This is a genomic window from Streptosporangium saharense, assembly GCF_014203715.1.
GTDB lineage: Bacteria > Actinomycetota > Actinomycetes > Streptosporangiales > Streptosporangiaceae > Streptosporangium > Streptosporangium saharense.
Window position 1 is genome coordinate 105358 of sequence record NZ_JACHJP010000007.1, and the last position, 24118, is coordinate 129475.

Sequence of the window (24118 nt, forward strand, 5' to 3'; positions counted from 1 at the left end):
TGAGATGTGCGTGCTGGCCGGATGTTCAGGCCACCTCACCTCCTTCGGAGCTCTCGCATGTGCGCTCGGGTCTAGTGAGCCGCCGCCGTCTCCCCTCCCGCGCGACCGGTGCCGCCGGGAAGCGCCCGCTGTCTCCGCGTCAGCACCCACAGCCCGCCGAAGACCACCACGCCGAACACCGCGAGCAGGATGGCCAGCAGGTTCTGGTTCCAGTTCTGCCAGTAGCCGGTGAGCAGCAGGAAGGCCGGAATGGCCGCCGTCACCCAGCCCTGGATCGCCGTCACCCAGCCCGTGTAGACGGTCAGGTGCTCACGCTTGAGCCCCAGCAGCAGGAAGAACAGCAGCCACAGGAACGCCCAGTAGAGCCAGATGACGCCGAAGGGCTTGTCATTGGCGATCCTGAAGTTGGCGTAGGAGAAGCCGAGCGCCATGATGGCCACGAACAGCGAGAAGTAGCCGACCCCCGTGGTGTCGAACCCGCCGAGCAGGCCGATGCCCACGTAGAGGTAGGTGAAGCCGAACAGGAAGAGCCCCGAGGCGCCGAGGATCACGTCTGCCCTGTTGTTCGCGGTGATGATCAACACGGTGGGGATGACCACCTGCATCGCCCCGACGAAGAGGTTGAAGATGGCCGCCGCCCGCGCGTCTATCTTTCCCAGCAGCATCATCCCGTTGATGAAGAGCACCGCGCCGACGTAAAGCAGTCCCACGGTCGCCATTGCCACACCCCCTGTCCCACGTCAGGCGCTCGTCAGGCACTCGGCAGACACTGCGAGCACGCCGTACGGCGGCGCGGGCCATGTGTGCCCGGCCTTCGCTGTCCTTCGCCCAATCCACCGGCCTCACGGCCGGGGCAGGCGCGCCAGAGCGGGGTGGGGTGGCTGGGAACGCCGCCGTCCCGGCGACGGCGTGGTGACGACCTCTGGCGTGTCCCGGCTCTGTTCCTCACGGCCGAACGCGGCCGCCAGCGCCGGGGGAACCCAGGAGATGTTCGGCGGGGAGTAGACGCGACGGGCCTCGTGTCCGCAGGTGGCGCAGCCGTACTCGGACGGCGCGGTTCCCATCGGAAGACGGACGTCGAAGTATCCACAGTCCCGGCAGACATACTCGTAGGTCGCCATTGGCGCCTCCCCCGCTCCGGCTGGTGGCATCGCGAATCAGCAATGACCCGGATCCATGTTTCCGGACTATCCGAAATCCGGTCAGACTGTCAAGGGTCCAGTCAGGGGCCGGAGGCGCGAAACGCCGGACAGCCGGTCGAAGGCGGTCAGGGCCGTAAACGAACCAAGACCAAGGAAATACGGAGCCCTGAACCGGTCAGTCGGCGGGAAGGTGGTCGGCGAGCCACTCGACCAGCGGGGTGAGGTCGCGCCAGACCTCCCGCACCCGCGCTGCCGCTCGGGGGGTGTGGATCCACGCCTCGGGCTCGAAACGGCGGCTCGCGTGCAGCGACCTGTGCCGGAGCAGGTCAAGCCGGGGATGGTCCTCGGGGACGCCCCTCGGCCGGGTCTTGAGACGGTCGCCCTCGATGGCGTAGCCCGCGAGGCGCGCCTCGGTGACGATCTTCTCGAACGGCACCCCGCTGGTCTCCTCGTCGACCGCCTGGCGGTAACGGGCCAGTTGCCCGCCCTGCGCGGCGTACAGCCCGCCGCCGACGAGCAGCCCCGCGGCGTCGATCTGGACGTAGAAGCCGATCGCCTCGCCCCTGGGGGCGTAACCCCCCTGGTGCGTCTTGTAGGGGGACTTGTCCTTGGAGAAGCGGACGTCGCGGTTGGGACGGAACAGCCGCACCTGCCCGAACTCCGCCGCCAGCTCCTCGGCGAGCACGGTCATCGGCGCCCGCACCGCCTCCTCGTAGACCCGCCTGTTGCGCGTCCAGTAGGTCTTGGAGTTGTCCGCCTCAAGACCCTCGTAGAACACAAGACCCTCGTCGGGGAAGCCGCTGAAACCCATGCGGCCCATCGTGCCAGGCGCCTACGACGGTTACGGAATCTCCGCGGAGGAGGTCCCCCTGATCCCGTCGCCCATGCTCGTGTAGGCCCTGCCGGGCACCAGCCGGGGCACGCCGTACAGCTCCGAGAGCGTCACGAACGTGTAGCCGCGCTGGGTGAACTGGGCCAGGATCGCGGGCACGGCCTCGACGGTCGTGGCGTGGATGTCGTGCATGAGGACGATGGCCCCCGGGGTGGCCTGGGTGGCGCGCTGGGTGACCATCCGGGTGTCGCGGTCGCGCCAGTCGAGGGTGTCCACGCTCCACAGGACCTGGGCGAGCCCGAGCCGGGAGGCCTCCGCCGCGACCCGCTTCCCCGTCGAGCCGTACGGCGGGCGCATCATCGTCATCTTGACCCCGGCCAGCCGTCTGACGATCTTCTGGGTGTTGGTCAGCTCGAACCTGATCGCCTTCTCCGTGAGCTGGGTGAGCGGAAGGTGGTCCCAGGTGTGGTTGCCCAGTTCGTGTCCCTCGACGACCATCCTGCGGACGTTCTCCCCCCGGTCCTCGGCGACCATCCTGCCGAGCACGAAGAAGGTGGCCCTGGCCTGGTGCCCGGCGAGGATGTCGAGCAGCTTCCCGGTGTACGGCCCCGGCCCGTCGTCGAAGGTCAGCGCCACGCACCTGGTCCGCGCGCAGTTCACCCCGCGTGCCGCGGGCGGTCTGGGGAGGCTGTTCCTCGGCCACTGCCGCTGGATCGCGACCAGCCTGTCGGCCAGTTCCTCGGGGTCGAAGAGCGGGAAGGGCTCGGGCGGCCGGGAGACGGACGGGGACGGATCACCCCTGTCGCTCAGAAGCGCGACGGGAGGCTCACAGCTCGTGACCCCCAGCAGGACGACCACGGTGAAGACCAGCCATCGCCACACGTCTTCCCCCCGCCAGGCCGGCCGGGGTCACGGATAGTCTCCGGCCACGTCCCCCCGCAGACTCCTGGCCAGTTCGTCCCACCAGGATGGGACATCTGCCTGGAGTTCCCCATAGCGACGCGCCACGCGAATGGCGCATCCTTTCGGATCCGTGCCCAGATGCCGACGTTTCACCTGGCCTTCCTGCCACCGGTAGAAACCATCCCGGAAGCGAACGACGAGCCCGATCCACACCGAGAGGGTGCCGTCGTCGCCGACCTCGTAGGCGCCGGTGACCCCGAGTCCGGCCAGGTCGGCGCGGAGCCTGGCGATCGCTTCGGCGTGCTCGCTCACCCGGCGCCTCCCCCGCGGGAGGGCGGAGCGCACGGCCGGGGCACGCGCCCTTCGGCCGGTGGAAGCACACCGGCGGGCGACAGCGAAAGCGACATGGGGTAATGATGCGATCACGTGTCGTCCGCTGACACCGGTTCCCCACTATTGGTCAGGCGTCACCTTGGGCTCGGTCACCACCATCGTGAACCTGAGCGGGACCTGCCCGTTGTTCGCGTAGCGATGTGGCCGGTCCGCGCGGAACACCACGGCGTCGTCCACCCCCACGACGTGGCTGCCGCCGTACACCGAGAGGGTCAGCTCCCCTTCGAGCACCGTGAGCATCTCCCTGGTGCCCGGCGGGTGGGCGTCGCCGTCGTGGTGGTCACCGGGGGCCAGGCGCCAGTCCCACAGCTCCAGGATCGAGGGGGCGTCGGTGCCGACCAGCAGCCGCGCGGAGCTGGCCTTCCCGTGCGGGAAGGTGACGACGTCGGCGGCGTTGACGATCCGCACCGCGGGCACGTCCGAGACCTCGACCATGCGCGCGACCGTGACCCCGAGGGCGTCGGCGATGCGGGTGAGGGTGTTGATGCTGGGGTTGGTCCGCCCCTGCTCGATCTGGACGAGCATGCCGCGGCTCACCCCGGAGCGGGCCGCCAGCTCGTCGAGCGTCATCTGCCGGTGCGCCCGCTGGGCCCGCACGTTGTTGGCGACCGCCGCGGTGATCGTCTCGGGATCCATGAGTCCAGTCTAGTGAACTATGTTTGCACTATTTTGCACCTCATATATTGTTCTAACAGTGCAATCCATTGAACCGAGGTGAGTGATGATCGCGGTGGCCCTGGCCACACTCTGCGCGGTGGTGTACGGCACCGCCGACTTCTTCGGCGGCCTGGCCACCCGAAGGTCGCGGGTGATGGCCGTGGTCGTGCTCTCCCAGGGCGCCGGACTCGCCCTGGTGGTCGCGCTGATGCCGCTGCTGCCCGGCGTTCCCACGGCTCCCGCGCTCGCCTGGGGCATGGCGGCGGGTGTCTCCGGCGCCGCCGGGCTTGTGCTCTTCTACCGGGCGCTGGCCACCGGCGTGATGTCCGTCGTCGCCCCCACCACCGCGACCACCTCCGCCGCCCTGCCCGTCCTGTACGGCCTGGCGACCGGTGAGCGGCCAGAGCCGACGGCGCTCGGCGGCGTGGCGCTGGCGCTGGTCGCGGTGCTGCTGGTCAGCCGTGACTCCTCGCGGAGCGCCTCCGAGGGCGGCTACGGGCCGCTGCTGACCTCGCTGGCCGCAGGCGCGGGGTTCGGCGGCTTCTTCGTCCTGCTCGCGCAGGCCCCCGAGGAGGCCGGGATGTGGCCGCTGTTCGGCGCGCGGCTCTCCTCGATCGGCCTCATCGCGCTGCTGGCCCTGGCCACCGGCCGTACGCTGCGGCCCGGCACCGGCGCGCTGCGGATCATCCTGGCGGCCGGGATCCTCGACATGGTGGCCAACGTGCTGTTCATGCTCGCCCAGCAGCGCGGCATGCTGAGCCTGGTCGGCGTGCTGGTCTCCCTCTACCCGGCGAGCACGCTGGTGCTGGCCAGATACGTCCTGAAGGAACGGCTCAACGTCGTGCAGATGACGGGTATCGGCTTCACCCTCGCGGCGGTCGCGCTGATCGCCGCGGGATGAGCGTTCCTCAGGCGGCCTGACGCTGCTCGGGCAGGCGGACGGCGCCCTCCTCGCGGGCGTAGTCCTCAAGCATCGTCCTGAGCTGGCGGCGGCCACGGTGCAGCCGGGACATGACGGTGCCGATGGGCGTGCCCATCCGCTCGGCGATCTCCTTGTAGGCGAAACCCTCGACGTCGGCCAGGTAGACCGCGACGCGGAAGTCCTCGGGCAGGGAGCGCAGCGCGTTCATCACGGCGCTGTCGGGAAGCTGCTCAAGCGCCTCGGTCTCGGCGGACTTGAGCCCGGAGGACATGTGGGACTCGGCCGCGGCGAGCTGCCAGTCCTCGATCTCCTCGGTCGCCGAGAGCTTGGGAGAGCGCTGCTTCTTGCGGTACTCGTTGATGAAGTTGTTGGTGAGGATCCGGTGCAGCCACGCCTTGAGGTTGGTGCCCTCCCGGAACTGGTGGTAGGAGGTGAACGCCTTGGCCACCGTCTCCTGCACGAGGTCCTCGGCGTCGGCGGAGTTACGGGTCAAACGCATCGCGGACGCGTAGAGCTGGTTGGTGACCGGAACGACGTCGCGCTCGAACCAGTCCTGGCGCTGCTCTTCGGTCATCGTGATCACGTGTTCTTCCCCCTTGTACTGATTCCCCCCACCACCGTCCGGCACAGGCACGACACGCCCTTTCCGGCGGCTTGTCGAATGCTCGCAGGCGGCTCGTAAGCGGGCCGTTAAGAGCTCTTCCGCCTGGTCAGGAGGTTGGTCGTCGGCTGCTTCGAGGGCGGGCACGACACGCCCTACAGCCGGACAAGTCTCATTATCGTAACATCTCCCTCTGAAGATGGTAGAGGTTGTGTCCATCATCACATATCCCCAGGTGGCGCTACTTTTGGACGCATGGAATACGTGGACAGGCATGACCCATATACCCGCTCGTGGGTGGCCGAGGCCATCCGTCACGTCGAGGCCGACGCCCATCGAAGCTGCGACACCCATCTCCACGTCTTCCCGCTTCCCACGCACTGGGGGGTAAACCTCTACCTCAAGGACGAGTCGGTCCACCCAACCGGTTCACTCAAGCACCGCCTGGCCAGATCCCTTTTCCTGTACGGCCTGGCCAACGGGTGGATCGGGCCCTCGACCACGGTCGTCGAGGCCTCCAGCGGCTCGACCGCGGTGAGCGAGGCCTACTTCGCCAGGCTGGTCGGCCTGCCGTTCGTCGCGGTGATGCCCGCCTCGACGTCCCCGGAGAAGATCGCCCTCATCGAGTTCTACGGCGGCAGGTGTCATCTCGTCCGGGACCCCGGGACGATCTACGAGGAGTCCCGCAGGGTCGCGGCTGAGACCGGGGGCCACTTCATGGACCAGTTCACCTACGCCGAGCGGGCCACCGACTGGCGCGGCAACAACAACATCGCCGAGAGCGTCTTCCAGCAGATGGAGATGGAGCCCCACCCCGAGCCCTCCTGGATCGTGGTGGGCGCGGGCACCGGCGGCACCTCCTCGACCATCGGCCGCTACATCCGCTACCGGCGGCACCAGACCAGGCTCGCGGTCGTCGATCCCGAGGGGTCCGCCTTCTATCCGGGCTGGTGCGCCGGGGACGACACGGTGACCGCCCCCGGCTCCCGCATCGAGGGCATCGGCCGCCCCCGGGTCGAACCGTCGTTCATGCCCACCGTGATCGACCGCATGATCCAGGTCCCGGACGCCCTGTCCATCGCGGCCATGCGCTGGGTCCGCGAGGTCACCGGCCGCGACGTGGGCGGCTCGACCGGCACCAACGTGGCGGCGGCCGTACGGATCCTGCGGGAGATGCGCGAGGCAGGCGAGCGGGGCAGCGTCGTCACCCTGATCTGCGACGGCGGCGAACGCTACCGCTGCACCTACGGCGACGACGCCTGGCTGGCCGAACACGGCCTGGACATCGCCCCTCACCTGGAGGAGCTGAGGTCCTTCCTCGCCGAACCCTGACATCCGCTCATTTCCCGCTCAGGAGGTCCTGGCCGGATCGACCCCGAAGACCTTCGCGACGTCGTCGAGGATGGCGTGGGCGCCCTGGATGCCGACCGCGGTCATCCAGACGACGTCGGCGACGTCGTGCTTGGTCCCCCTGAGCCGGTCCCAGAGCGGGTTGGCCTCGAACTTCTTCCTGATCGGCGCGACCCCCGGGTCGGGGTAGGCCGCCACGAAGATGTGGTCGGCGTCGAGCTGGGAGATGTTCTCCTGGCTGATGTCGACCGCGATGGTCTCGGTCGTGGTCGGCTGGTCCTTCGGCCGGGTGAAGCCGACGTCCTTCAGCACCAGGCCCGAGTAGGAGTTCTCCACGTAGAGGCGCACGGTCGGCTCCCCGGCGAACCGGGCTACCGAGACGGTCGGCATCCCGTTCTCCTTCTTGCCGATGGAGGCGCCGATCGCGGCCGCGCGGTCCTGGTAGGCCCTGAGCCTGCTCTCCGCCAGGTCCTCCCTGCCCAGGACCTTCCCGACGAGCCTGAGGTTGTCCTTCCAGATCGCCCCCGTGGTCTCGCTGAACACCGTGGGCGCGATCTTCGACAGCTTGTCGTACAGCGCCTCGTGCCGGACCTTCGCCGAGACGATCAGGTCGGGCTTGAGGGCGATGATCCGCTCCAGGCTCGGCTGTTCGAGCGTGCCGACCGAGACGGCGTCCTTGGCGTGGCCGAGGACCGGGGTCAGATAGTCGGGAAGCTTGTCGTCGATCGCCCGGTAGGTGGTGAACCCGACGACGTCGGTGTCCAGGGTGAGCACCGCGTCGACGAAGCTCTGGTCGAGGGCCACGACCCGCACCGGCCTGGCCGGGATCGTGGTCTCCCCCATGGCGTGTTTCACCGTCCGGGGAAAGCCCTCCGCGCTCACCGGTTTGTCCGTGGAACCCGCCGTGGTGGCGGTCGTCGTGCCTGTGCCGCAGGCGGCGAGCCCCGCCGACAGCACGGCCGCCACCACCCCGAGCGCCACGGCGCGCAACCTTCTCATCAGGACGTCCCCCCAAGGTAAGGCATACCTAAATTAGATTAGGCATGCCTAAACTGTCATACTCGTTCGGAGCCCGGCAATCAGGGTCCCTGTCCCGGTCTCCGGCAGGCGAGAGGAGCGCGCGTGAGCACGGCGACGATCACCGCGCGAACCCCCTCCCCCCGGCGTGGCTCCACGGTTCTGCGGGCCCGTAGATCACTCGTGGTGTCCGGGCTGCTCGCCCTTCTCCTGGTCGCCGTGCTGCTGAGCCTCGCGGTCGGCGCGAAGCCCGTCCCGCCCGGCGACGTGTGGCACGCCCTGACCGGCGCGACCGGCACGGAGAACGACATCGTCGTACGGTCGCTGCGCGTGCCCAGGACCGCCGTCGGCGTCATGGCCGGGATCGCCCTGGGCGTCGCGGGCGCCCTCATGCAGGGCCACACCCGCAACCCGCTGGCCGACCCCGGACTGCTCGGCGTCACCCAGGGCGCTGCGTTCACGATGGCGCTCGCCATCATGACGCTCGGCGTCACCGGCCTGTACGGCTACATCTGGTTCGGCCTGGCCGGGGCGCTCGCCGCCAGCGCCGGGGTCTTCGCCCTCGGCATGGTTGGCGGCCCCGGCGGCCCGACCCCGCTGACCCTGGCCCTGGCGGGCACGGCGGTCAGCGCCTTCCTCTACGCGCTCACCTCGGCCCTGGTCCTGCTGGACCAGCAGGCGATGGACGTCTTCCGGTTCTGGCAGACCGGCTCGATCGCGGGCCGGGGCGCCGAGACCGTCGTCCAGGTGCTGCCGTTCGTCGCCGTCGGCCTCCTGCTCGCGCTGGTCAACGCCCCCGGCCTCAACGCGCTCGCCCTCGGCGAGGACGTGGCCAGGTCCCTCGGCCAGAACGTCGCCCTGACCCGCGCCGTCGGCGTCTGCGCGATCACGCTGCTCACCGGCGCCGCCGTCGCGGCGTGCGGCTCGCTGGCGTTCGTCGGCCTCATGGTCCCCCACCTGGCCCGCCCGCTGTCCGGCCCCGACCACCGGTGGCTGCTGCCGTACTCGGGGATGATCGGCGCGGCGGCGCTGCTGCTCGCCGACGTGGCGGGACGGGTGGTCGCCAGGCCGGGAGAGCTTGAGGCCGGGGTGGTGCTGGCCCTGCTCGGCGCGCCGTTCTTCGTGGCCCTGGTCCGCCGCAGGAAGCCGGTCCGCCTGTGACCCCCTCCTCCGCGTACGGCCCGGCACTGCGGGCCGGTCCCACCTCCTGGCGGCTGCGCCCGCGCCCGGCCCTGACCGCGCTGGTCCTGCTGGCCGCCGCCGTACTGCTGACCGGGCTCGGCATGCGGCTCGGCGACATCCCGATGAGCCTGGCCGAGGTCGCCAGGGCCGTCGTGGGAGACGGCCCCGACCACCTCGTGGTGATGGAGCTGCGGCTGCCCCGCGCGCTCACCGGTGTCCTCGTCGGCGCGGCGCTTGCCCTGGCCGGGGCGATCACCCAGGCCGTCGCGCGCAACCCGCTGGCCAGCCCCGACATCCTCGGGGTGACCCCGGGCGCCAGCGTGTGCGTGGTCGCGGCCATCGTGGCCACGTCGAGCGCCGCGGGCGGGGCGGGCGGCACGCTGGCCTCGGTGGGGATCCCGCTGCTCGCCCTGCTCGGCGGCGGCGTGGGCGCTCTGGCCGTCTACGCGCTCGCCTGGCGTGGCGGCCTGGACGGCTACCGCCTGGTCCTCGTCGGCATCGGCGTCTCCGTGGTGTTCACCAACGTCAAGTACTGGCTGCTGACCGTCGGCGACGTCAACGACAGCGGACGCGCCATGGTCTGGATCACCGGCTCGCTGAACGGCAGGGGCTGGGAGCACGTGGTCCCCGTCGCCGTGGCGCTGGCCGTACTGGTCCCGGCGACCCTGGTCGGCACCCGCTCGCTCGGCGCGCTGCGCTTCGGCGAGGAGACCCTCACCGGGCTCGGGGTGCGCCCCGACCTCACCAGGAGCCTGATGATCCTGGCCGCCGTGCTGCTGGCCGCCCTCGCGACCGCGGCGGCGGGACCCATCACCTTCGTCGCCCTGGCCGCGCCGCAGATCGCACTGCGCCTGGCCGGGGCGGCCCAGCCCCCGCTCGTGGTCTCGGCGCTCACCGGCGCCGTCCTCACCGGCGCCGCAGACCTGGTCGCGCGGACCGCGTTCAGCCCCGTCGAACTTCCGGTCGGCGTGGTCACCGCGGTCCTCGGCGCCCCCTATCTGATCTATCTCCTCGTCCGCGCACGCAGAAAGGCACGATCTTGAGACTACGAGCCGTCGACGTCAAGCTCGGGTACGGCGACCGCGTCATCGTTGACGGACTCGACCTCGGAATCGAGGCCGGGACGGTGACGACGATCATCGGACCCAACGGATGTGGCAAGTCCACGCTGCTGCGCGCGCTGGGACGGCTGCTGAAGCCGTCCGGCGGCGAGGTGCTGCTGGACGGCAAGCGCATCGACAGGATGCCGACCAAGGAGGTGGCCAAGATCCTGGGGGTGCTGCCGCAGGCCCCCACCGCCCCCGAGGGGCTGACCGTGGCCGACCTGGTGGCCAGGGGACGGCACCCGCACCAGACGTGGTACCGGCAGTGGTCCTCGGGCGACGAACTGGCCGTCAACGAGGCCCTGTCCATGACGGGCCTGCTCGACCTGGGCGAACGCCCGCTCGACGAACTGTCCGGTGGTCAGCGCCAGCGCGCCTGGATCTCGATGGCCCTGGCCCAGGGCACCGACCTGCTGCTGCTCGACGAGCCGACGACCTTCCTCGACCTGGCGCACCAGATCGAGGTCCTCGAACTCGTCCGCCGCCTGCACGGGGAGCTCGGCCGTACGGTGGTGATGGTCCTGCACGACCTCAACCTCGCCGCCCGCTACACCGACCACCTGGTCGCCATGCGCTCGGGCAAGGTCGTCGCCGCCGGTCCCCCCGCCGAGGTCCTCACCGAGGACCTGCTCGCGGAGGTCTTCGACCTGGCCGCCCGGGTCATCGAGGACCCGGTCGCGGGCACCCCGATGGTCGTTCCCATCGGCTCGCTGCCCGCCACGGGAGAGCGCGCCCGGCGCAACGGGGCACTCCTGAAGGACTGATGCCCGCACCGGGACGCGGCGACCACCGCGTCCCGGCGTCGTCTCTCAGTCGCCGAGGAGGGCGTCCACGAAGACCTCGGGGTCGAACGGCGCCAGGTCGTCCGGCCCCTCGCCGAGGCCGACCAGCTTGACCGGGACCCCCAGCTCACGCTGGACGGAGATGATGATGCCGCCCTTGGCGGTGCCGTCGAGCTTGGTCAGGGTGATGCCGGTGACGTCCACGACCTCGGCGAACACCCGGGCCTGGCGCATGCCGTTCTGACCCGTGGTCGCGTCGAGGACGAGCAGGACCTCGTCCACCGTCGCCTTCTTCTCGATGACCCGCTTGACCTTGCCCAGCTCGTCCATCAGGCCGGTCTTGGTGTGCAGGCGGCCCGCCGTGTCGACAATGACCACGTCCACCTTGTCCTCGATGCCCTTGGCCACCGCGTCGAAGGCGACCGAGGCCGGGTCGCCGCCCTCGGGACCGCGCACGACCTCGGCGCCGACCCGGTCACCCCAGGTCTGGAGCTGGTCGGCCGCGGCGGCACGGAAGGTGTCGGCGGCGCCGAGCACGACCTTCTTGCCGTCGCCGATGAGCGAACGCGCGAGCTTGCCGGTCGTCGTGGTCTTGCCGGTGCCGTTGACGCCGACGACGAGCACGACCGCGGGACGCTCCCCGTGCGGCTTGACGTGCAGGGTGCGGTCCAGGTCGGCGCCGATCTGGGTCAGCAGCTGCTCCTTGAGCAGCCCGCGCACCTCGGCGGGCGTCCTGCTCCCCAGCACCTTGACCTTGGTCCGCAGCTCCTCGACCATCGCCTGGGTCGGGGCGACGCCGACGTCCGCGGTGATCAGGGTCTCCTCGATCTCGTCCCAGGTGTCGTCGTCGAGACGGTCCCGGGAGAGCAGTTCGAGCAGGCCCTTGCCGAGGGTGCTCTGGGAACGGGCAAGCCGGGCGCGCAGCCGTACCATGCGGCCCGCCGACGGCGGCGGGATCTCGACGGCCGGGGGGACGACCATGGGCTCGGCGGGCTTGACCGGCGGCGGAAGGGTGGTGGTCGCCGCGTCGTCGTCCTCCGCGACCCCCACGGAAGGTGCCTGCTCCTCCCCGGGAACGGGCCGCACCTCCGGCGGCTCCACCGGAGGAGCCGACTTGCCCCGCGGCCTGAGCAACAGGAACATGCCGCCCGCCGCCAGTAGGGCGACTACGACGATGATCGCGATTATGCCGAGATAGCCATCCACAAGACCACAGTTTTCCAGACCCCCCGGAATGCTCCGACCCCCCGGGTCAAGTCACCCCTCATTGATCTTGACTGCTCACCCCCATCATGACGGCTCGGGCCTTCCCGGAGCCATGCGTGAAGGGTTTTGGGGTACCGGTGCCGTGCGTGAGGAGTGTCCGGCTTGGGCGCGTCGGCGATTGGACTGAGGAGAGAGGGAGCGCAGCGGACGAACGACGAGGGAAAGAGCCGACTTGAGGCGCCCAAGCCCGCGACGCCGCCAGGCGTCGCAAAGAGGCAGGGCAGCGCAGCGGAGGAGCGACGAAGGAAGTCACCGACTTCAGGCGCCCAAGCCCTGCGGCGCCGAAGGCGTCGCAAAGCAAGCACAGCAAGCCCGCGATGCCGAAGGCATCGCGAAATCACCCACTTTCCCGAAGCCTTTGGCTGATCACCTGGCTCACCCCGTCCCCCCGCATCGAGACCCCGTACAGCGCGTCGGCGATCTCCATCGTCCTCTTCTGGTGGGTGATGACGATCAACTGGGACGTCTGCCGCAGTTCCTCGAACAGCGTCAGCAGGCGCTGGGTATTGGTGTCGTCGAGCGCCGCCTCGACCTCGTCCATCACGTAGAACGGCGAGGGCCGCGCCTTGAAGATCGCCGCGAGGAAGGCGACCGCGGTCAGCGACCGTTCCCCGCCGGACAGCAGCGAAAGACGCTTGACCTTCTTGCCGGGTGGCCTGGCCTCGACCTCGACGCCGGTGGTCAGCATGTCCTCGGGGTCGGTGAGCAGCAACCTGCCCTCCCCACCGGGGAAGACCCGCCCGAAGATCTGCTCGAACTCGCGGGCGACGTCGGCATAGGCCGCGCCGAACACCTGCTCGACCCGCTCGTCCACCTCCTTGACGACGAGCATCAGGTCGCGCCTGGTCTTCTTGAGGTCCTCAAGCTGGGAGGTGAGGAAGGCGTGCCGTTCCTCAAGGGCCGCGAACTCCTCAAGGGCCAGCGGGTTGACCTTGCCGAGCTGCGCCATCTGCCGGTCGGCGGCCCTGGCCCGCTTCTCCTGCTCCTCGCGCACGTAGGGGACGGGGTCGCCCTCCACGGTCGGGACGGGTTCGGCCGGGCCGTACTCCGCGATGAGCGTGTCCGGTTCGACGCCGTACTCGTCGACGGCCTTCGCCTCAAGCTGTTCCAGGCGCAGGCGCCGTTCCGTCCTGGCGACCTCGCTGCCGTGTGCCCTGTTGACCAGTTTGTCCAGTTCGCCGGACAGCTCCCTGACGCGGATCCTGACCGCCTTGAGCGACTGGTCGATCTGCCCGCGCGCCTGTTCGGCCTCGTCGCGCTCCTCGGCCGCCACGGTGAGGGAGGTCTCCAGGCGGCCCAGGGTCAGTTCGGTGCCGCGGACCACGGCCTGGGCGACCCGCGCCTGCCTGCGCCGCCGTTCCCGCAGCTCGGTGGCCCTGGCGCGCTCCTCGCGCTCCCGCTCCGCGGCGCGCAGCAGCTCGTCGGCCCGGCCCGCGATGCTCTTGACCCGCTCCTCGGCCGTCCGTACGGCGAGGCGGGCCTCCATCTCCGTCTGCCTGGCGGCGGCGCAGATCTCGGCGAGTTCGTCGCGCATCTCGGTGGTCGGCTCGGGTTCCGCCTCGACCTCGGCGGTCGCGGCGGCGAGCCGCTCCTCAAGCTCGGCGAGCCCCGCCGCGTCGCGCTGCCTGGCCTCCTCCGCGGCCTGTACGGCCCTGGCCAGCCGTTCGCGTTCCGCGGCGGCGGCGTCGGCGGCGGCACCGAGCTGGGCCAGTCGCCGCGCGGTCGCGGCGGCCCGCTGGTCGGCGTCGCGCTGCCTGGCCCTGATCTGGTCGAGCGCGGCCTGGGCGGCGTTCACCCCGGCCTGCGCGGTCTGCACGCCCGTCTGCGCCTCGCCGACGCCCGCCTGGGCGGCCTCGACGGCGAGCTGTGCCTGCGCCTCGGCCTCCGCGGCCTCCTCCATGGCGATGCCGGCCCGCTCGGCGGCCTGCCCGGCCGTGGCCAGGGCGGCGACGGCCTCGTCGAGCGCGGCCCGCATCTGGAGGGCGGAGCTTCCGCCCGCCGAGCCTCCCCTGGCGGCGTAGGAGCCGACCAGGTCGCCGGAGCGGGTGACGGTCCGCAGTTCCGGCCACTGCTCGACGGCCTTCCTCGCCGTCTCCAGGTCGTCGACGACGAGCACGTCGGCCAGCAGGTGCGTGACGGCGGCCCGTAGCGCGTCGGGCACGGTGACCAGGTCAGCCGCCCACCGCCCGCCCGCCACGGGCACGTCGGTCCTGTGGTGGTGCTCCCCGCCCGTGGCGACGAGCAGGGCGGCCCTGCCCCCGTCGCGGCGACCGAGGAAGTCGATCGCGTCCGCCGCGGCCTGCAGGGACTCGACGGCGACCCCCTCGGCGTAGGCGCCGAGCACGGCGGCTACTGCCGTCTCCGCGCCGGGGCTGACGGTCAGCATGGTGGCCACGGGACCGAGCACCCCGGCCAGGTCGGCGGCCAGCAGCGCGGCGGCGCCGTCCGTGCCGCTCGCCAGGCTCAGCTGGAGCGCCTCCAGCCTGGCTTCGAGGGCGGCGACCTGACGCTGGGCCTCCTGGTCGGCCTTGCGGGCGACGCCGACGGCGGCCTTGGCGGAGGCCAGGGCGGCGTTCGGGCCCGCGACCGCGGCCTTGGCCCCGTCGGCGACGGCCTTGGCCTCCTCGACGGCCCGCCTGGCCTGTTCGACGGCCTCAAGGCCGATCTCCAGCTCTTCGGTGAGGGCGGGGTCGGTCTCCGGCTCCGAGCGTTCCTGGCCCTCGTGTTCGGCGCGGGCGTGCTCGGCGCGCTGCGCGGCCTCCTCAAGGGAGAGCCTCAGCCGCCCGATCTCCTCCTCGGCCGCGCCCGCCCTGCTGCGCGCCGCACCGGCCTGGCCCCTGAGCTTGGCCAGCCCCTCGCGCCGGTCCGCGACGGCCCTGGCCTCGGCGGACAGGCGGCGCTCCTCGGCCGCGAGGGCCGCCTCGCTCTCCGAACGTCCAGCCACGGCCTGGGCCAGCGCGTCCCGCTCCTGGTCGAGCAGCTCCTCAAGGACGCGCTCCTGCTCCTGGATCTCCTCGGCCTCGCGCTCGTAGTCCTCCGGGTCGCGGCCCCTGCGCTCGACCGTGGTGTCGGTGGCGTTGCGGTGCCGTTCCGCAGCCAGACCCGCCAGGCCCCTGAGGCGCTCACGCAGGGAAGAAAGGCGGAAGTAGGTCTCCTGGGCGGCGGCCAGGCGCGGCTGCGCGTCCGCCTCCGCGGCCTCAAGCTCGGCCTCCGCGACCTGGTTCTGCTCAAGCTCGGTCTCGACCACCGTACGGCGGGCCAGCACGGCGGCCTCGTCCGCGGTCTCCCTCTCCAGGGTGGTGCGCAGGGTGAGCACGTCGTCGGCGAGCAGGCGGAGCCTGGCGTCACGCAGGTCGGCCTGGATGACCGCGGCCCTGCGGGCGATCTCCGCCTGGCGGCCGAGGGGCTTGAGCTGCCTGCGCAGCTCGGTGGTGAGGTCCTGGACGCGGGTCAGGTTGGCCTGCATCGCGTCGAGCTTCCGCAGCGCCTTCTCCTTGCGCTTGCGGTGCTTCAGGACGCCCGCGGCCTCCTCGATGAAGGCCCTACGGTCCTCGGGGCCCGCGTGCAACACCTGGTCGAGCTGGCCCTGGCCGACGATGACGTGCATCTCACGGCCGATGCCCGAGTCCGACAGGAGCTCCTGGATGTCGAGCAGGCGGCAGGTGTCGCCGTTGATCGCGTACTCGCTCTGGCCCGCCCTGAACATCAGGCGGCTGATCGTGACCTCGGTGTAGTCGATCGGCAACGCGCCGTCGGTGTTGTCGATGGTGAGCGTGACCTCGGCACGGCCGAGCGGAGCCCGCGAGGAGGTCCCGGCGAAGATGACGTCCTCCATCTTGCCGCCGCGCAACGACTTGGCACTGTGCTCGCCCATCACCCAGGCCAGCGCGTCGACCACGTTGGACTTGCCCGAGCCGTTCGGGCCGACGACGGCGGTGATGCCCGGCTCGAACCTGAGGGTGGTGGCCGAGGCGAAGGACTTGAACCCGCGCAGGGTCAGGTTCTTGAGATACATGTCACCCCCCGCCCGCCGTGTCCACCCGTGTTCACCCGCGCTTTCCCAGACTGCCCGGTCGCTCTCGCCTGGGAAGACTACCGTTCTTCACCCGCGCCCGCCCGTCCACCGCCTAGGGTGCCCTGCATGGATGCGGAACGCGGCGAGAGCTCCCCGCACGGCGGGGACGGCCGTCTCAGACGGCGGGCTTTCCTTGTCGGCGGCGGGCTGACCGCGCTCGGCCTCGGCGGGGTCGCGCTCGCGATGGGGCCGGACGGTTTCCGTGACGCCTACGCCCGCGTCGTCTGCGGAGGCGTCCCCGATCCGCCCGCCGTACGACCCGGGGAGCGGCGGCAGAGCAGGGTCGAGAACCGCGCGGTGATCGTCGCGCTGCCACCGGCCCCGCAGGGCCGCGTCCCCGTCGTGATCATGTTTCCCGAGGGCGCGGAGAGCGCCCGCGCGGCACTCGACCTCTACTCCGCCGACCGTTACCTGGCGGCGAGCGGGGGGCGGTTCGCGGTCGCCGCGATCGACGACTGGCCCTCGGCGGACGTCGTCGGGACCGTGCTGCCGCATCTGGAGACCCAGGGGTTCGACACCCGCAAGGTCGGGCTGCTCGGGTGGGCGGCGGGCGGGGCCGAGGCCCTCAGGCTGGCCGCGCAGCTCGGGTCGGGCCGGGTCGCCGCCGTGGCCGCCGCCTCACCGGCCGTCACCGCGGCGCGGGCGCCGTTGCGCGACCTGGTGGACATCCCTGTCTGGCTCGGTTGTGGTGAGCGTGACGACAGGGCCCCGCAGACGGAGACGATGCTCAAGGGGCTCAAGGCGCTCGGCGCGGCGACGGAGGGGGGAATCTCCTCGGGGTGCCAGGACACGGCGTACCGGGTCCGTGTGCTCCCCGAGCAGTTCGCCTTCTTCTCACGTCATCTGTGATCCGTGAGTCTTCTCGTCGTACGGCGGCGGCCCGGGCTTCTCGCCACGTGATCCGCCTGCCGTATGTGGGTGGTTCGCCGTGCTCGCCCCGTGACGCCGTGTGCGTCAGGGGTCGGCATGGCAAGGGACGCCCCGGCGAGGCGCCCCTGGACAATGATGGTTCGTCCCGGTCTCTAAGTGAGAACCGGCTCACGATCCTGCAGGCGGGTGAACGCCTCGTCGCGGGTGCCGGCCGCGAGTTCGTCGTTCTGGGCCTGGAGCCGGGTGAGCTCTGCCTCTAGATCACGGATACGCTGCTGGAGACGGCGCATTTCCGAGACCATCCGAGGGTCAGGACCGCCGACGTGGCCGAGTAGAGCCTTCGCCATGGTAAAGGGTCCTCCACGCTGAGTGACCAGACTGGTTCGCGCACTTCTTGCCGCGGGAGGGGTGCGCGTGGTTCTTATCAAGAGTCGCACCGGCGGAAGGGGCGGTCAAGTTGAACGCTCCGTGTGGATGCACCAGTGGGCACTCTCGACAGTAAAATATACCTTATTTTGGGTGGTTTAAGGAAGCATCAGCGCTCAACGAAACCGGCAAGATTTCCCCTGGCATCGCTCCAGCGTTCCACGACAGTGTCAACTCTTCCCGGGGTCTCACCCGCCCTGAGCAGGGAGAGCAGCCCCTCGCAGGCCTCGCGGCCGCCCTCGGCGACGACCTCGACCCGGCCGTCCTCGGTGTTCCTCGCCCAGCCGGAAAGCCCCAGCTCCAGCGCCCTGGCCCGCGTCCACCAGCGGAATCCCACCCCCTGGACACGCCCCCTGACCCAGGCGGTCAGCCGTACGTCCGTCATGCCGTCGTCCCTCTCGGGCGGGGCTGGCAGCGGGGGCAGCTGTAGGAGGAACGGTTCATGAACGACTCCCTGACGATCGGGGCGCCGCAGCGCGGGCAGGGCTCGTCCCGCCTGCCGTAGACGGCCAGTGAGCGGTCGAAGTAGCCGCTCTCCCCGTTGACGTTGACGTAGAGGCTGTCGAAGGACGTGCCGCCCTGGGCCAGGGCCTCGGTCATCACCTCGCGGGCCGCGACGACCAGCTCGGAGGTCTTCGGCCCGGTCAGCGCCCCGGTGGGCCTGGCGCCGTGCAGGCGGGCCCGCCAGAGCGTCTCGTCGGCGTAGATGTTGCCGACCCCGCTGACCAGCGACTGGTCGAGCAGCGCCCGCTTGATCTCGGTCCGCCGGGCGCGCAGGCGGCGGGCGAAGAGCTCCTCGTCGAAGTGCTCCTCGAACGGGTCGGCCGCGATGTGGACGATCGGCTCGGGCACCTGCCTGCCGCCCGCCTCGGCCAGCGGCGTCACCAGCACGTGCCCGAAGGTCCGCTGGTCGACGAAGCGCAGGTCGGGGCCACCGTCGGTGAAGGAGACCCGGACCCGCAGGTGCTTCTCAGGGGGCGTGTCCGGCTCCACGACCAGCAGCTGGCCGCTCATGCCGAGGTGGGCCAGGATGGCGTCCGTCCCGTCGAGGGGCAGCCAGAGGTACTTGCCCCTGCGTTCGGCGGAGCCGACCGTGCGGCCCTTGAGCCGAGCGGCGAACTCCTCGGCGCCGGGGACGTGCCTTCTGATCGCCCTCGGGTGCAGCACCTCGGCCCGTGCGACGACGCGTCCACGGACCCAGCGTTCCAGGCCGCGCCGTACGACCTCGACCTCGGGCAGTTCGGGCATGCCCCCTCCTTCGGTTCGTGCCGTACGGCTCGCGGGTCAGCCGGCCTCGCGCTTGTCGCGGTCCTCGCGGATGCGGGTCCAGGCCGTCTCGGCCGCCTGCTGCTCGGCCTCCTTCTTGGAACGGCCCGAGCCCGAGCCGTACTCCTCGCCGCCGACCCTGACGACCGCGGTGAAGGACTTGGCGTGGTCGGGGCCGCTCTCCTCGACGTGGTACTCGGGCACGCCGAGCGACTCGGAGGCGGTCAGCTCCTGCAGCGAGGTCTTCCAGTCGAGCCCGGCGCCCAGTGAGGCCGAACGGGTGATGAGCGGGTCGAAGAGCAGGTGGACGACGCGGAAGGCCTCGTCCAGGCCCTTGTCCACGTAGACCGAGCCGATCAGCGCCTCAAGGGTGTCGGCGAGGATCGAGGACTTGTCGCGCCCTCCGGTGCCCTCCTCACCCCTGCCGAGGCGCAGGAAGCGCCCCAGGCCCAGGGTGCGGGCGACGCCGGCGAGGGCGCGCATGTTGACCACCGCGGCCCTGAGCTTGGCCAGCTGCCCCTCGGGCAGGTCGGGGTGGTTGCGGTAGAGGGTGTCGGTGACGACCAGGCCGAGCACGGAGTCGCCGAGGAACTCCAGGCGCTCGTTGGTCGGCAGGCCGCCGTTCTCGTAGGCGTAGGAGCGGTGCGTCAGCGCCCGCTCCAGGATCGCCGGGTCCAGGCGGACGGAAAGGACCTTGTCGAGTTCGTCGCCGACGACCTCGACGGACACCGGCTTGACACTGCTCATCCCCATGCTTCTTCTCCTCGCACGCTTGCGGTGGAATGCGCGATGGCGAAAGAAGGGAATGAGAGATGCCCGAAGATGTGGTGGGCGCCGGGAGGGTACGCGTCACCGCGGACCCGGCGTCCACCACAGCCGCGGGCGGACCGCCATCGCATGTGGATCGCGAACGGTGGCACCGGCCGGAGGAAACCGGCCGGTGTCCGTCGGTCAGAGTGCGATCAGGCGGAGGGCTCGATCACCTGACGGCGGTTGTAGGTGCCGCAGGAAGGGCACGCCACGTGCGGACGCTTCGGCGAGCGGCACTGGGGGCAGCTCACGAGCGAAACCGCGGCGGCCTTCCACTGCGACCTGCGGGAGCGAGTGTTGCTCCGCGACATCTTGCGCTTTGGGACAGCCACGTCAGCTCTCCTGATCGTTGTTATGTTCCGGAACCAGACCCTGCAGCTTGGCCCAGCGGGCGTCGATGACCTCGTGTCCGTGATCAGGCTCGGCGTCGGCCAGCCTGATCCCGCACTCCGAGCAGAGCCCGGAGCAGTCGTCGCTGCAGACCGGGCTCAGCGGCAGTGTGAGCACCACCGCGTCTCGGAACGCAGGTTCGAGATCGAGCAGTTCTCCGGCGAGAAGCGAGTCGTCCTCGGCGGCATCCTCCGCCGAGTAGAAGAACAGCTCCTGGAAGCTCACCTCGGTTTCCGAAGTGATCTCCTCCAGGCAGCGTGCGCACTCCCCCCGCAGCGGGGTCTGCGCCGTGCCCGTGACGAGCACACCTTCCATGACCGCTTCAAGCCGGATGTCCAGCTCGACATCGGCGCCCCTGGGGACGCCGATCATGTCAACGCCGATGTCCGCCGGTGCCGGGAGAGTGAGATGCATCCGACGCATCGTCCCCGGTCTCCGGCCCAGGTCATGGGTGGAGACCACCCACGGGGCGCGGGGGTCAAGGCTGTGCGGAGTCATTCCACTCTCATCAGGCATGGCGAATCAACGCCGTCGTGCAAGGCAGAAACAAGAGGATACCAGGGGTCAGCCCCTGAGCCGTTCGACCAGGAGCTCCTGGACGAGGTCGGGGACCAGCCCCGCCACGCTTCCGCCGTACCGGACGATCTCCTTGATGCGGCTCGACGACAGGAACGACACCTCGGGACCGGTGGCCATGAACAGCGTCTCGACCCCGGACATCCGGTAGTTGAGCTGGGCCATCTGCAACTCGTAGTCGAAGTCGCTGATCGCCCGCAGGCCCTTGACGATGGCCGGGATCTCCTGCTGCTTGCAGTAGTCCACCAGCAGGCCGTGGAACTTGTCCACGCGTACGTTGCCGTACTCCTTGGTCACGTTCTGGAGCATCTCGATGCGCTCCTCGACCGTGAACAGGCTCTTCTTCTCGATGTTGATCAGGACGGCGACCACGACCTCGTCGTACTGCCGGCAGGCCCGACCGATGATGTCCAGATGGCCGTTGGTAACGGGATCGAACGATCCCGGACAGACAACGCGACGCAAGGCGAAACCCCCTGCCCTATGGATTCCCGGCGGCGCGACCGTACCAAACGGCCGCTTCCCCGTAACGACGGACCCTGTCCTCCTCGTATCCACGGGGCCACACCAGGTCTGTGCCCCGGCTCTCGCGTTCCACGACGACCAGGGCGTCCGGTGCCAGCCAGCCGCCGTCCCGCAACTGCCCGAGCACGGCGTCGACCGCCTCGGCCTCCAGTGTGTACGGCGGGTCGGCGAACACCACGTCGTACGGCTCGGCCGTCCCCCGTTCGAGCACCCGCTCGACGCGGTCGGCGGCCAGTTCGGCCCCGGGCAGCCCGAGGGAGGCGATGTTGGCCCTGATCGTCCTGACCGCCCTGGCGTCCGACTCGACGAGCAGGGCGTGCCCGGCACCCCGGGACAGCGCCTCAAGCCCGAGGGCCCCCGATCCCGAGTAGAGGTCGAGCACCCGCGCGCCGTCCAGGGGGCCGAACAGTGACCCGACGGTCGAGAAGATCCCCTCCCTGGCCCGGTCGCTCGTGGGGCGGGTCCCCCGCCCTGACGGCACGGCCAGCCGCCGCCCTCCTGCGCTTCCCGCGATGACTCGACTCACCGGCCCATTGTCCCAGCGACGCCGTACGGCACAGCCCGGCGTGTCGCGACGCATCACATAACCGCAGGTCAAATGGGTCCGGGGAGGTGATCTAGGTCAAGAGTGGGCAAGGAGTGGCGACGAAAGCGCAAGGGTCGTTCCCCCGGGTCGCGACTGCTTGCATGATGAGTCCTGCGGCCTTCGGCGACCCATGAGAAGGCCGACCGGCGTGATCGTGAGCCCTTCCGCACGCCGGTGCTCTCGGCACCTGACCCGGGAGCGGGCCCAGGCGGGGACGGCATTCGGGGGGAGGCCGTCCCCGCCTTCGGGCGTTTCAGGGGCCGGGGAACCTCAGGTCTTCTCCAGATACTCGGCGCGTTCGTCGGTCAGCAGCCTGTCGATCTCCATGCGCAGCATCGGGTTGCCCGCGAGCTCAGGATCGCTCTCCAGCACGCCCTCCGCGTCGAGGCGGGCGGCGTGGATGACCTCCTCGTCCCGCAGGAGCTGCAGCAGCTTCAGCGACGACCTGCGGCCCGACTGCGCGACCCCCAGCACGTCGCCCTCGCGGCGCTGTTCGAGATCGACGCGGGACAGCTCGAAGCCGTCGAGGGTCGAGGCGACCGCGTCGAGGCGCTGCCTGGCCGGGGTGCCGCCGGGGGCGTCGGTCACCAGCAGGCACAGCCCCGGCAGCCCGCCCCGGCCGACCCGGCCGCGGAGCTGGTGGAGCTGGGAGACGCCGAACCTGTCGGCGTCCATGATGACCATGACGGAGGAGTTGGGCACGTCGACGCCGACCTCGATGACCGTGGTGGCCACCAGGACGTCGGTCTCACCCCGGCCGAAGGCCCGCATCACGGCGTCCTTCTCCTCGGGGGGCAGCTTGCCGTGCAGCACCGCCGTACGCAGCCCGTGCAGGGGCCCCTGGGAGAGCATCTCGGCCACGTCGAGCACCGCGAGCGGGGGGCGGCGCTCGTCGTCGTCCTTCGACAGGTCGCCCTCGTCGCCTTCGAGGTCGCCGATGCGGGGGCAGACGATGTAGGCCTGCCGTCCCAGCTCGACCTCCTCGCGCAGCCTGCTCCAGGCGCGGTCGAGGAAGTGCGGCTTCTCGGCGGCGGGGACCACGTGCGTGGTGATCGGCGCGCGCCCCGAGGGAAGCTGGGTGAGCGTGGAGACCGTGAGGTCGCCGAAGACGGTCATGGCGACCGTGCGCGGGATCGGGGTCGCGGTCATGACCAGCACGTGCGGGCGCCCTCCCCCGGCCTTCTCCCTGAGCGCGTCGCGCTGCTCGACGCCGAAGCGGTGCTGCTCGTCGACCACGACCAGCCCCAGGTCGGCGAACTGCACGCGCTCCTGCAGGACCGCGTGGGTGCCGACGACGATCCCGGCCGCGCCGGACGCGGCGTCGAGCATGGCCGTACGGCGGGCCGCCGCGCCGAGGGAGCCGGTCAGCAGGGCCACCGCCGTACCGCCGAACATGCCGCCCGTCGCCAGGTCGCCCAGCATGGCCGTGATCGACCTGTGGTGCTGCTGGGCGAGCACCTCGGTCGGCGCGAGCAGCACGGCCTGGCCTCCGGCGTCCACCACCTGGAGCATGGCGCGCAGCGCGACGACGGTCTTGCCCGCGCCGACCTCGCCCTGCAGGAGCCGGTGCATGGGGTGGGCCAGTGCCAGGTCGTCGGCGATCTCCTCGCCCACGGTCCGCTGTCCCTCGGTGAGCTGGAACGGCAGGCGCGCGTCGAAGTCGGCGAGCAGCCCGTCGGCGCGGGCGGGCCTGGGGGTCGCGGGCCAGGAGGCCGCGGCGGCGCGGCGCTGCAGCAGCACGGCCTGGAGGAGGAAGGCCTCGTCGTACTTGAGCCGTTTGCGCGCCCTGGAGACGTCGGCGTGGTCGCGGGGCCGGTGGACGGCCGTGAGCGCCTCGGCCAGCCCGGGGAGGCCGTTCCTGGTCCGCAGGTCGGCCGGGAGCGGGTCGTCGAGGGGCTCCAGGGTGTCGAGCAGGACGCCGAGCGCCCTGCGGATCGCCCAGGGGGTCACGTCCTTGCCCGCCGGATAGATCGGCACCAGCGCGGCGGCGAACCTCTCGGCGCCGTCCTGGCTCTCGTCGAACATCTCGAACTCGGGGTGCGAGAGCTGCCACCTGCGCTTGTCGCCCTGGCCGAACGCGCCGACCTTGCCGGCGAACATGCCCCTGACGCCCGGCTTCAGCCGGGTCTCCGCGATGTGGGAGGCCCTGCCGAAGAAGGACAGGTAGATCTTGCCCCGGCGGCCGTCGACGATCTCGACCTCCAGCCAGGTGCCGCCCTTGTTGCGCATGGGCCTGCGCATGGCCCTGGTGACCTCCCCGACGACCGTGACGTGCTCGTCGGGCTGGAGGTCCTCGAAGTCGGTCAGCTCACCGCGCTCGGCGTAGCGGCGGGGGTAGTGCCGCAGCAGGTCGCCCACGGTGCGCAGGTCGAGGACGCTCTCCAGAAGCTTGGCGGTCTTGGGGTCAAGCGCCTTGGTCAGCGGCTCGTCGAAGCTCGTCACCC

General features: G+C 70.8%; 25 protein-coding genes. 6 read left to right on the top strand and 19 right to left on the bottom strand.

Features of this window, described 5'->3' with window-relative positions; genetic code table 11:
* Positions 1 to 71 precede the first annotated feature (71 nt).
* The 6 genes from FHS44_RS27975 to relB all read right to left on the bottom strand — a co-directional run bounded on the left by FHS44_RS27975 (position 72) and on the right by relB (position 3906).
* Positions 72 to 719, bottom strand: a complete 648-nt coding sequence (locus tag FHS44_RS27975) for an AmiS/UreI family transporter (RefSeq protein WP_184719967.1) — start codon at positions 717 to 719, stop codon at positions 72 to 74.
* A 123-nt stretch (positions 720 to 842) separates the two neighbouring features.
* Positions 843 to 1121 (bottom strand): FmdB family zinc ribbon protein, encoded by a 279-nt coding sequence (locus FHS44_RS27980; protein WP_184719969.1) that lies wholly within the window; start codon positions 1119 to 1121, stop codon positions 843 to 845.
* Positions 1122 to 1317: 196 nt separating this feature from the next.
* Positions 1318 to 1953: a DUF2461 domain-containing protein gene (locus FHS44_RS27985; RefSeq protein ID WP_184719971.1), complete on the bottom strand. Its 636-nt coding sequence runs from the start codon at positions 1951 to 1953 to the stop codon at positions 1318 to 1320.
* 30 nt (positions 1954 to 1983) lie between these two features.
* Complete coding sequence (locus FHS44_RS27990) at positions 1984 to 2856, bottom strand: polysaccharide deacetylase family protein (protein ID WP_312863843.1); 873 nt, start codon at positions 2854 to 2856, stop codon at positions 1984 to 1986.
* Positions 2857 to 2883: 27 nt separating this feature from the next.
* A complete protein-coding gene (locus FHS44_RS27995; RefSeq protein ID WP_184719973.1) occupies positions 2884 to 3189 on the bottom strand; it encodes a hypothetical protein in 306 nt (101 codons plus the stop codon).
* Between the two features lie 141 nt (positions 3190 to 3330).
* A complete protein-coding gene (relB, locus tag FHS44_RS28000) occupies positions 3331 to 3906 on the bottom strand; it encodes a type II toxin-antitoxin system RelB family anti-toxin (RefSeq protein WP_184719975.1) in 576 nt (191 codons plus the stop codon).
* Between the two features lie 85 nt (positions 3907 to 3991).
* Here relB and FHS44_RS28005 point away from each other — a divergent pair, with 85 nt between their 5' ends.
* Positions 3992 to 4828: a DMT family transporter gene (locus tag FHS44_RS28005; RefSeq protein WP_184719977.1), complete on the top strand. Its 837-nt coding sequence runs from the start codon at positions 3992 to 3994 to the stop codon at positions 4826 to 4828.
* Positions 4829 to 4835: 7 nt separating this feature from the next.
* On the opposite strand, the gene FHS44_RS28010 is transcribed toward FHS44_RS28005, so the two are convergent.
* Positions 4836 to 5423, bottom strand: a complete 588-nt coding sequence (locus FHS44_RS28010) for a sigma-70 family RNA polymerase sigma factor (protein WP_184720471.1) — start codon at positions 5421 to 5423, stop codon at positions 4836 to 4838.
* A 282-nt stretch (positions 5424 to 5705) separates the two neighbouring features.
* On the opposite strand from FHS44_RS28010, the gene cds1 reads away from it, so the two are divergent.
* A complete protein-coding gene (cds1, locus tag FHS44_RS28015; protein WP_184719979.1) occupies positions 5706 to 6782 on the top strand; it encodes an L-cysteine desulfhydrase Cds1 in 1077 nt (358 codons plus the stop codon).
* A gap of 18 nt (positions 6783 to 6800) precedes the next feature.
* On the opposite strand, the gene FHS44_RS28020 is transcribed toward cds1, so the two are convergent.
* Positions 6801 to 7799 carry an ABC transporter substrate-binding protein gene (locus FHS44_RS28020; protein WP_184719981.1) on the bottom strand — a complete coding sequence of 333 codons (999 nt, stop codon included), beginning with the start codon at positions 7797 to 7799 and terminating at the stop codon, positions 6801 to 6803.
* A gap of 123 nt (positions 7800 to 7922) precedes the next feature.
* Between FHS44_RS28020 and FHS44_RS28025 the strand changes: the two genes are divergently transcribed.
* From FHS44_RS28025 to FHS44_RS28035, 3 genes are read left to right on the top strand one after another with little or no spacing between them, the layout of a single operon-like run.
* A complete protein-coding gene (locus FHS44_RS28025) occupies positions 7923 to 8978 on the top strand; it encodes a FecCD family ABC transporter permease (protein ID WP_184719983.1) in 1056 nt (351 codons plus the stop codon).
* The gene (locus FHS44_RS28030) at positions 8975 to 10042 is read left to right on the top strand and encodes a FecCD family ABC transporter permease (RefSeq protein ID WP_184719985.1); all 1068 of its coding nucleotides are present in this window, start codon (positions 8975 to 8977) and stop codon (positions 10040 to 10042) included. Before FHS44_RS28025 ends, FHS44_RS28030 begins: the two co-directional genes overlap by 4 nt.
* Entirely contained in the window at positions 10039 to 10866 is an 828-nt protein-coding gene (locus FHS44_RS28035; protein ID WP_184719987.1) for an ABC transporter ATP-binding protein, read from the top strand. Before FHS44_RS28030 ends, FHS44_RS28035 begins: the two co-directional genes overlap by 4 nt.
* 45 nt (positions 10867 to 10911) lie before the next feature.
* Here the strand turns inward: FHS44_RS28035 and ftsY are convergent, their stop codons facing one another.
* A complete protein-coding gene (gene ftsY, locus FHS44_RS28040; protein ID WP_184719989.1) occupies positions 10912 to 12090 on the bottom strand; it encodes a signal recognition particle-docking protein FtsY in 1179 nt (392 codons plus the stop codon).
* Between the two features lie 397 nt (positions 12091 to 12487).
* The gene (gene smc, locus FHS44_RS28045) at positions 12488 to 16165 is read right to left on the bottom strand and encodes a chromosome segregation protein SMC (RefSeq protein ID WP_184719991.1); all 3678 of its coding nucleotides are present in this window, start codon (positions 16163 to 16165) and stop codon (positions 12488 to 12490) included.
* Between the two features lie 126 nt (positions 16166 to 16291).
* Here smc and FHS44_RS28050 point away from each other — a divergent pair, with 126 nt between their 5' ends.
* Positions 16292 to 17074, top strand: a complete 783-nt coding sequence (locus FHS44_RS28050; RefSeq protein ID WP_184719993.1) for an alpha/beta hydrolase — start codon at positions 16292 to 16294, stop codon at positions 17072 to 17074.
* 173 nt (positions 17075 to 17247) lie between these two features.
* On the opposite strand, the gene FHS44_RS28055 is transcribed toward FHS44_RS28050, so the two are convergent.
* The 9 genes from FHS44_RS28055 to recG all read right to left on the bottom strand — a co-directional run bounded on the left by FHS44_RS28055 (position 17248) and on the right by recG (position 24116).
* Positions 17248 to 17442, bottom strand: coding sequence for a hypothetical protein (locus FHS44_RS28055; protein ID WP_184719995.1), 195 nt, complete (start codon positions 17440 to 17442; stop codon positions 17248 to 17250).
* A 188-nt stretch (positions 17443 to 17630) separates the two neighbouring features.
* Complete coding sequence (locus tag FHS44_RS28060; RefSeq protein WP_184719998.1) at positions 17631 to 17906, bottom strand: acylphosphatase; 276 nt, start codon at positions 17904 to 17906, stop codon at positions 17631 to 17633.
* Positions 17903 to 18769, bottom strand: a complete 867-nt coding sequence (gene mutM / locus FHS44_RS28065) for a bifunctional DNA-formamidopyrimidine glycosylase/DNA-(apurinic or apyrimidinic site) lyase (RefSeq protein ID WP_184719999.1) — start codon at positions 18767 to 18769, stop codon at positions 17903 to 17905. Before mutM ends, FHS44_RS28060 begins: the two co-directional genes overlap by 4 nt.
* Before the next feature lie 36 nt (positions 18770 to 18805).
* Positions 18806 to 19540 carry a ribonuclease III gene (gene rnc, locus FHS44_RS28070; RefSeq protein WP_184720001.1) on the bottom strand — a complete coding sequence of 245 codons (735 nt, stop codon included), beginning with the start codon at positions 19538 to 19540 and terminating at the stop codon, positions 18806 to 18808.
* A gap of 209 nt (positions 19541 to 19749) precedes the next feature.
* The gene (rpmF, locus tag FHS44_RS28075) at positions 19750 to 19929 is read right to left on the bottom strand and encodes a 50S ribosomal protein L32 (protein WP_179824792.1); all 180 of its coding nucleotides are present in this window, start codon (positions 19927 to 19929) and stop codon (positions 19750 to 19752) included.
* Between the two features lies 1 nt (position 19930).
* The gene (locus FHS44_RS28080; RefSeq protein ID WP_184720002.1) at positions 19931 to 20485 is read right to left on the bottom strand and encodes a YceD family protein; all 555 of its coding nucleotides are present in this window, start codon (positions 20483 to 20485) and stop codon (positions 19931 to 19933) included.
* A gap of 66 nt (positions 20486 to 20551) precedes the next feature.
* Entirely contained in the window at positions 20552 to 21028 is a 477-nt protein-coding gene (gene coaD, locus FHS44_RS28085; protein WP_184720004.1) for a pantetheine-phosphate adenylyltransferase, read from the bottom strand.
* Between the two features lie 16 nt (positions 21029 to 21044).
* Positions 21045 to 21614: a 16S rRNA (guanine(966)-N(2))-methyltransferase RsmD gene (gene rsmD / locus FHS44_RS28090; protein ID WP_184720006.1), complete on the bottom strand. Its 570-nt coding sequence runs from the start codon at positions 21612 to 21614 to the stop codon at positions 21045 to 21047.
* A 330-nt stretch (positions 21615 to 21944) separates the two neighbouring features.
* Entirely contained in the window at positions 21945 to 24116 is a 2172-nt protein-coding gene (gene recG, locus FHS44_RS28095; protein ID WP_184720008.1) for an ATP-dependent DNA helicase RecG, read from the bottom strand.
* Positions 24117 to 24118 lie beyond the last annotated feature (2 nt).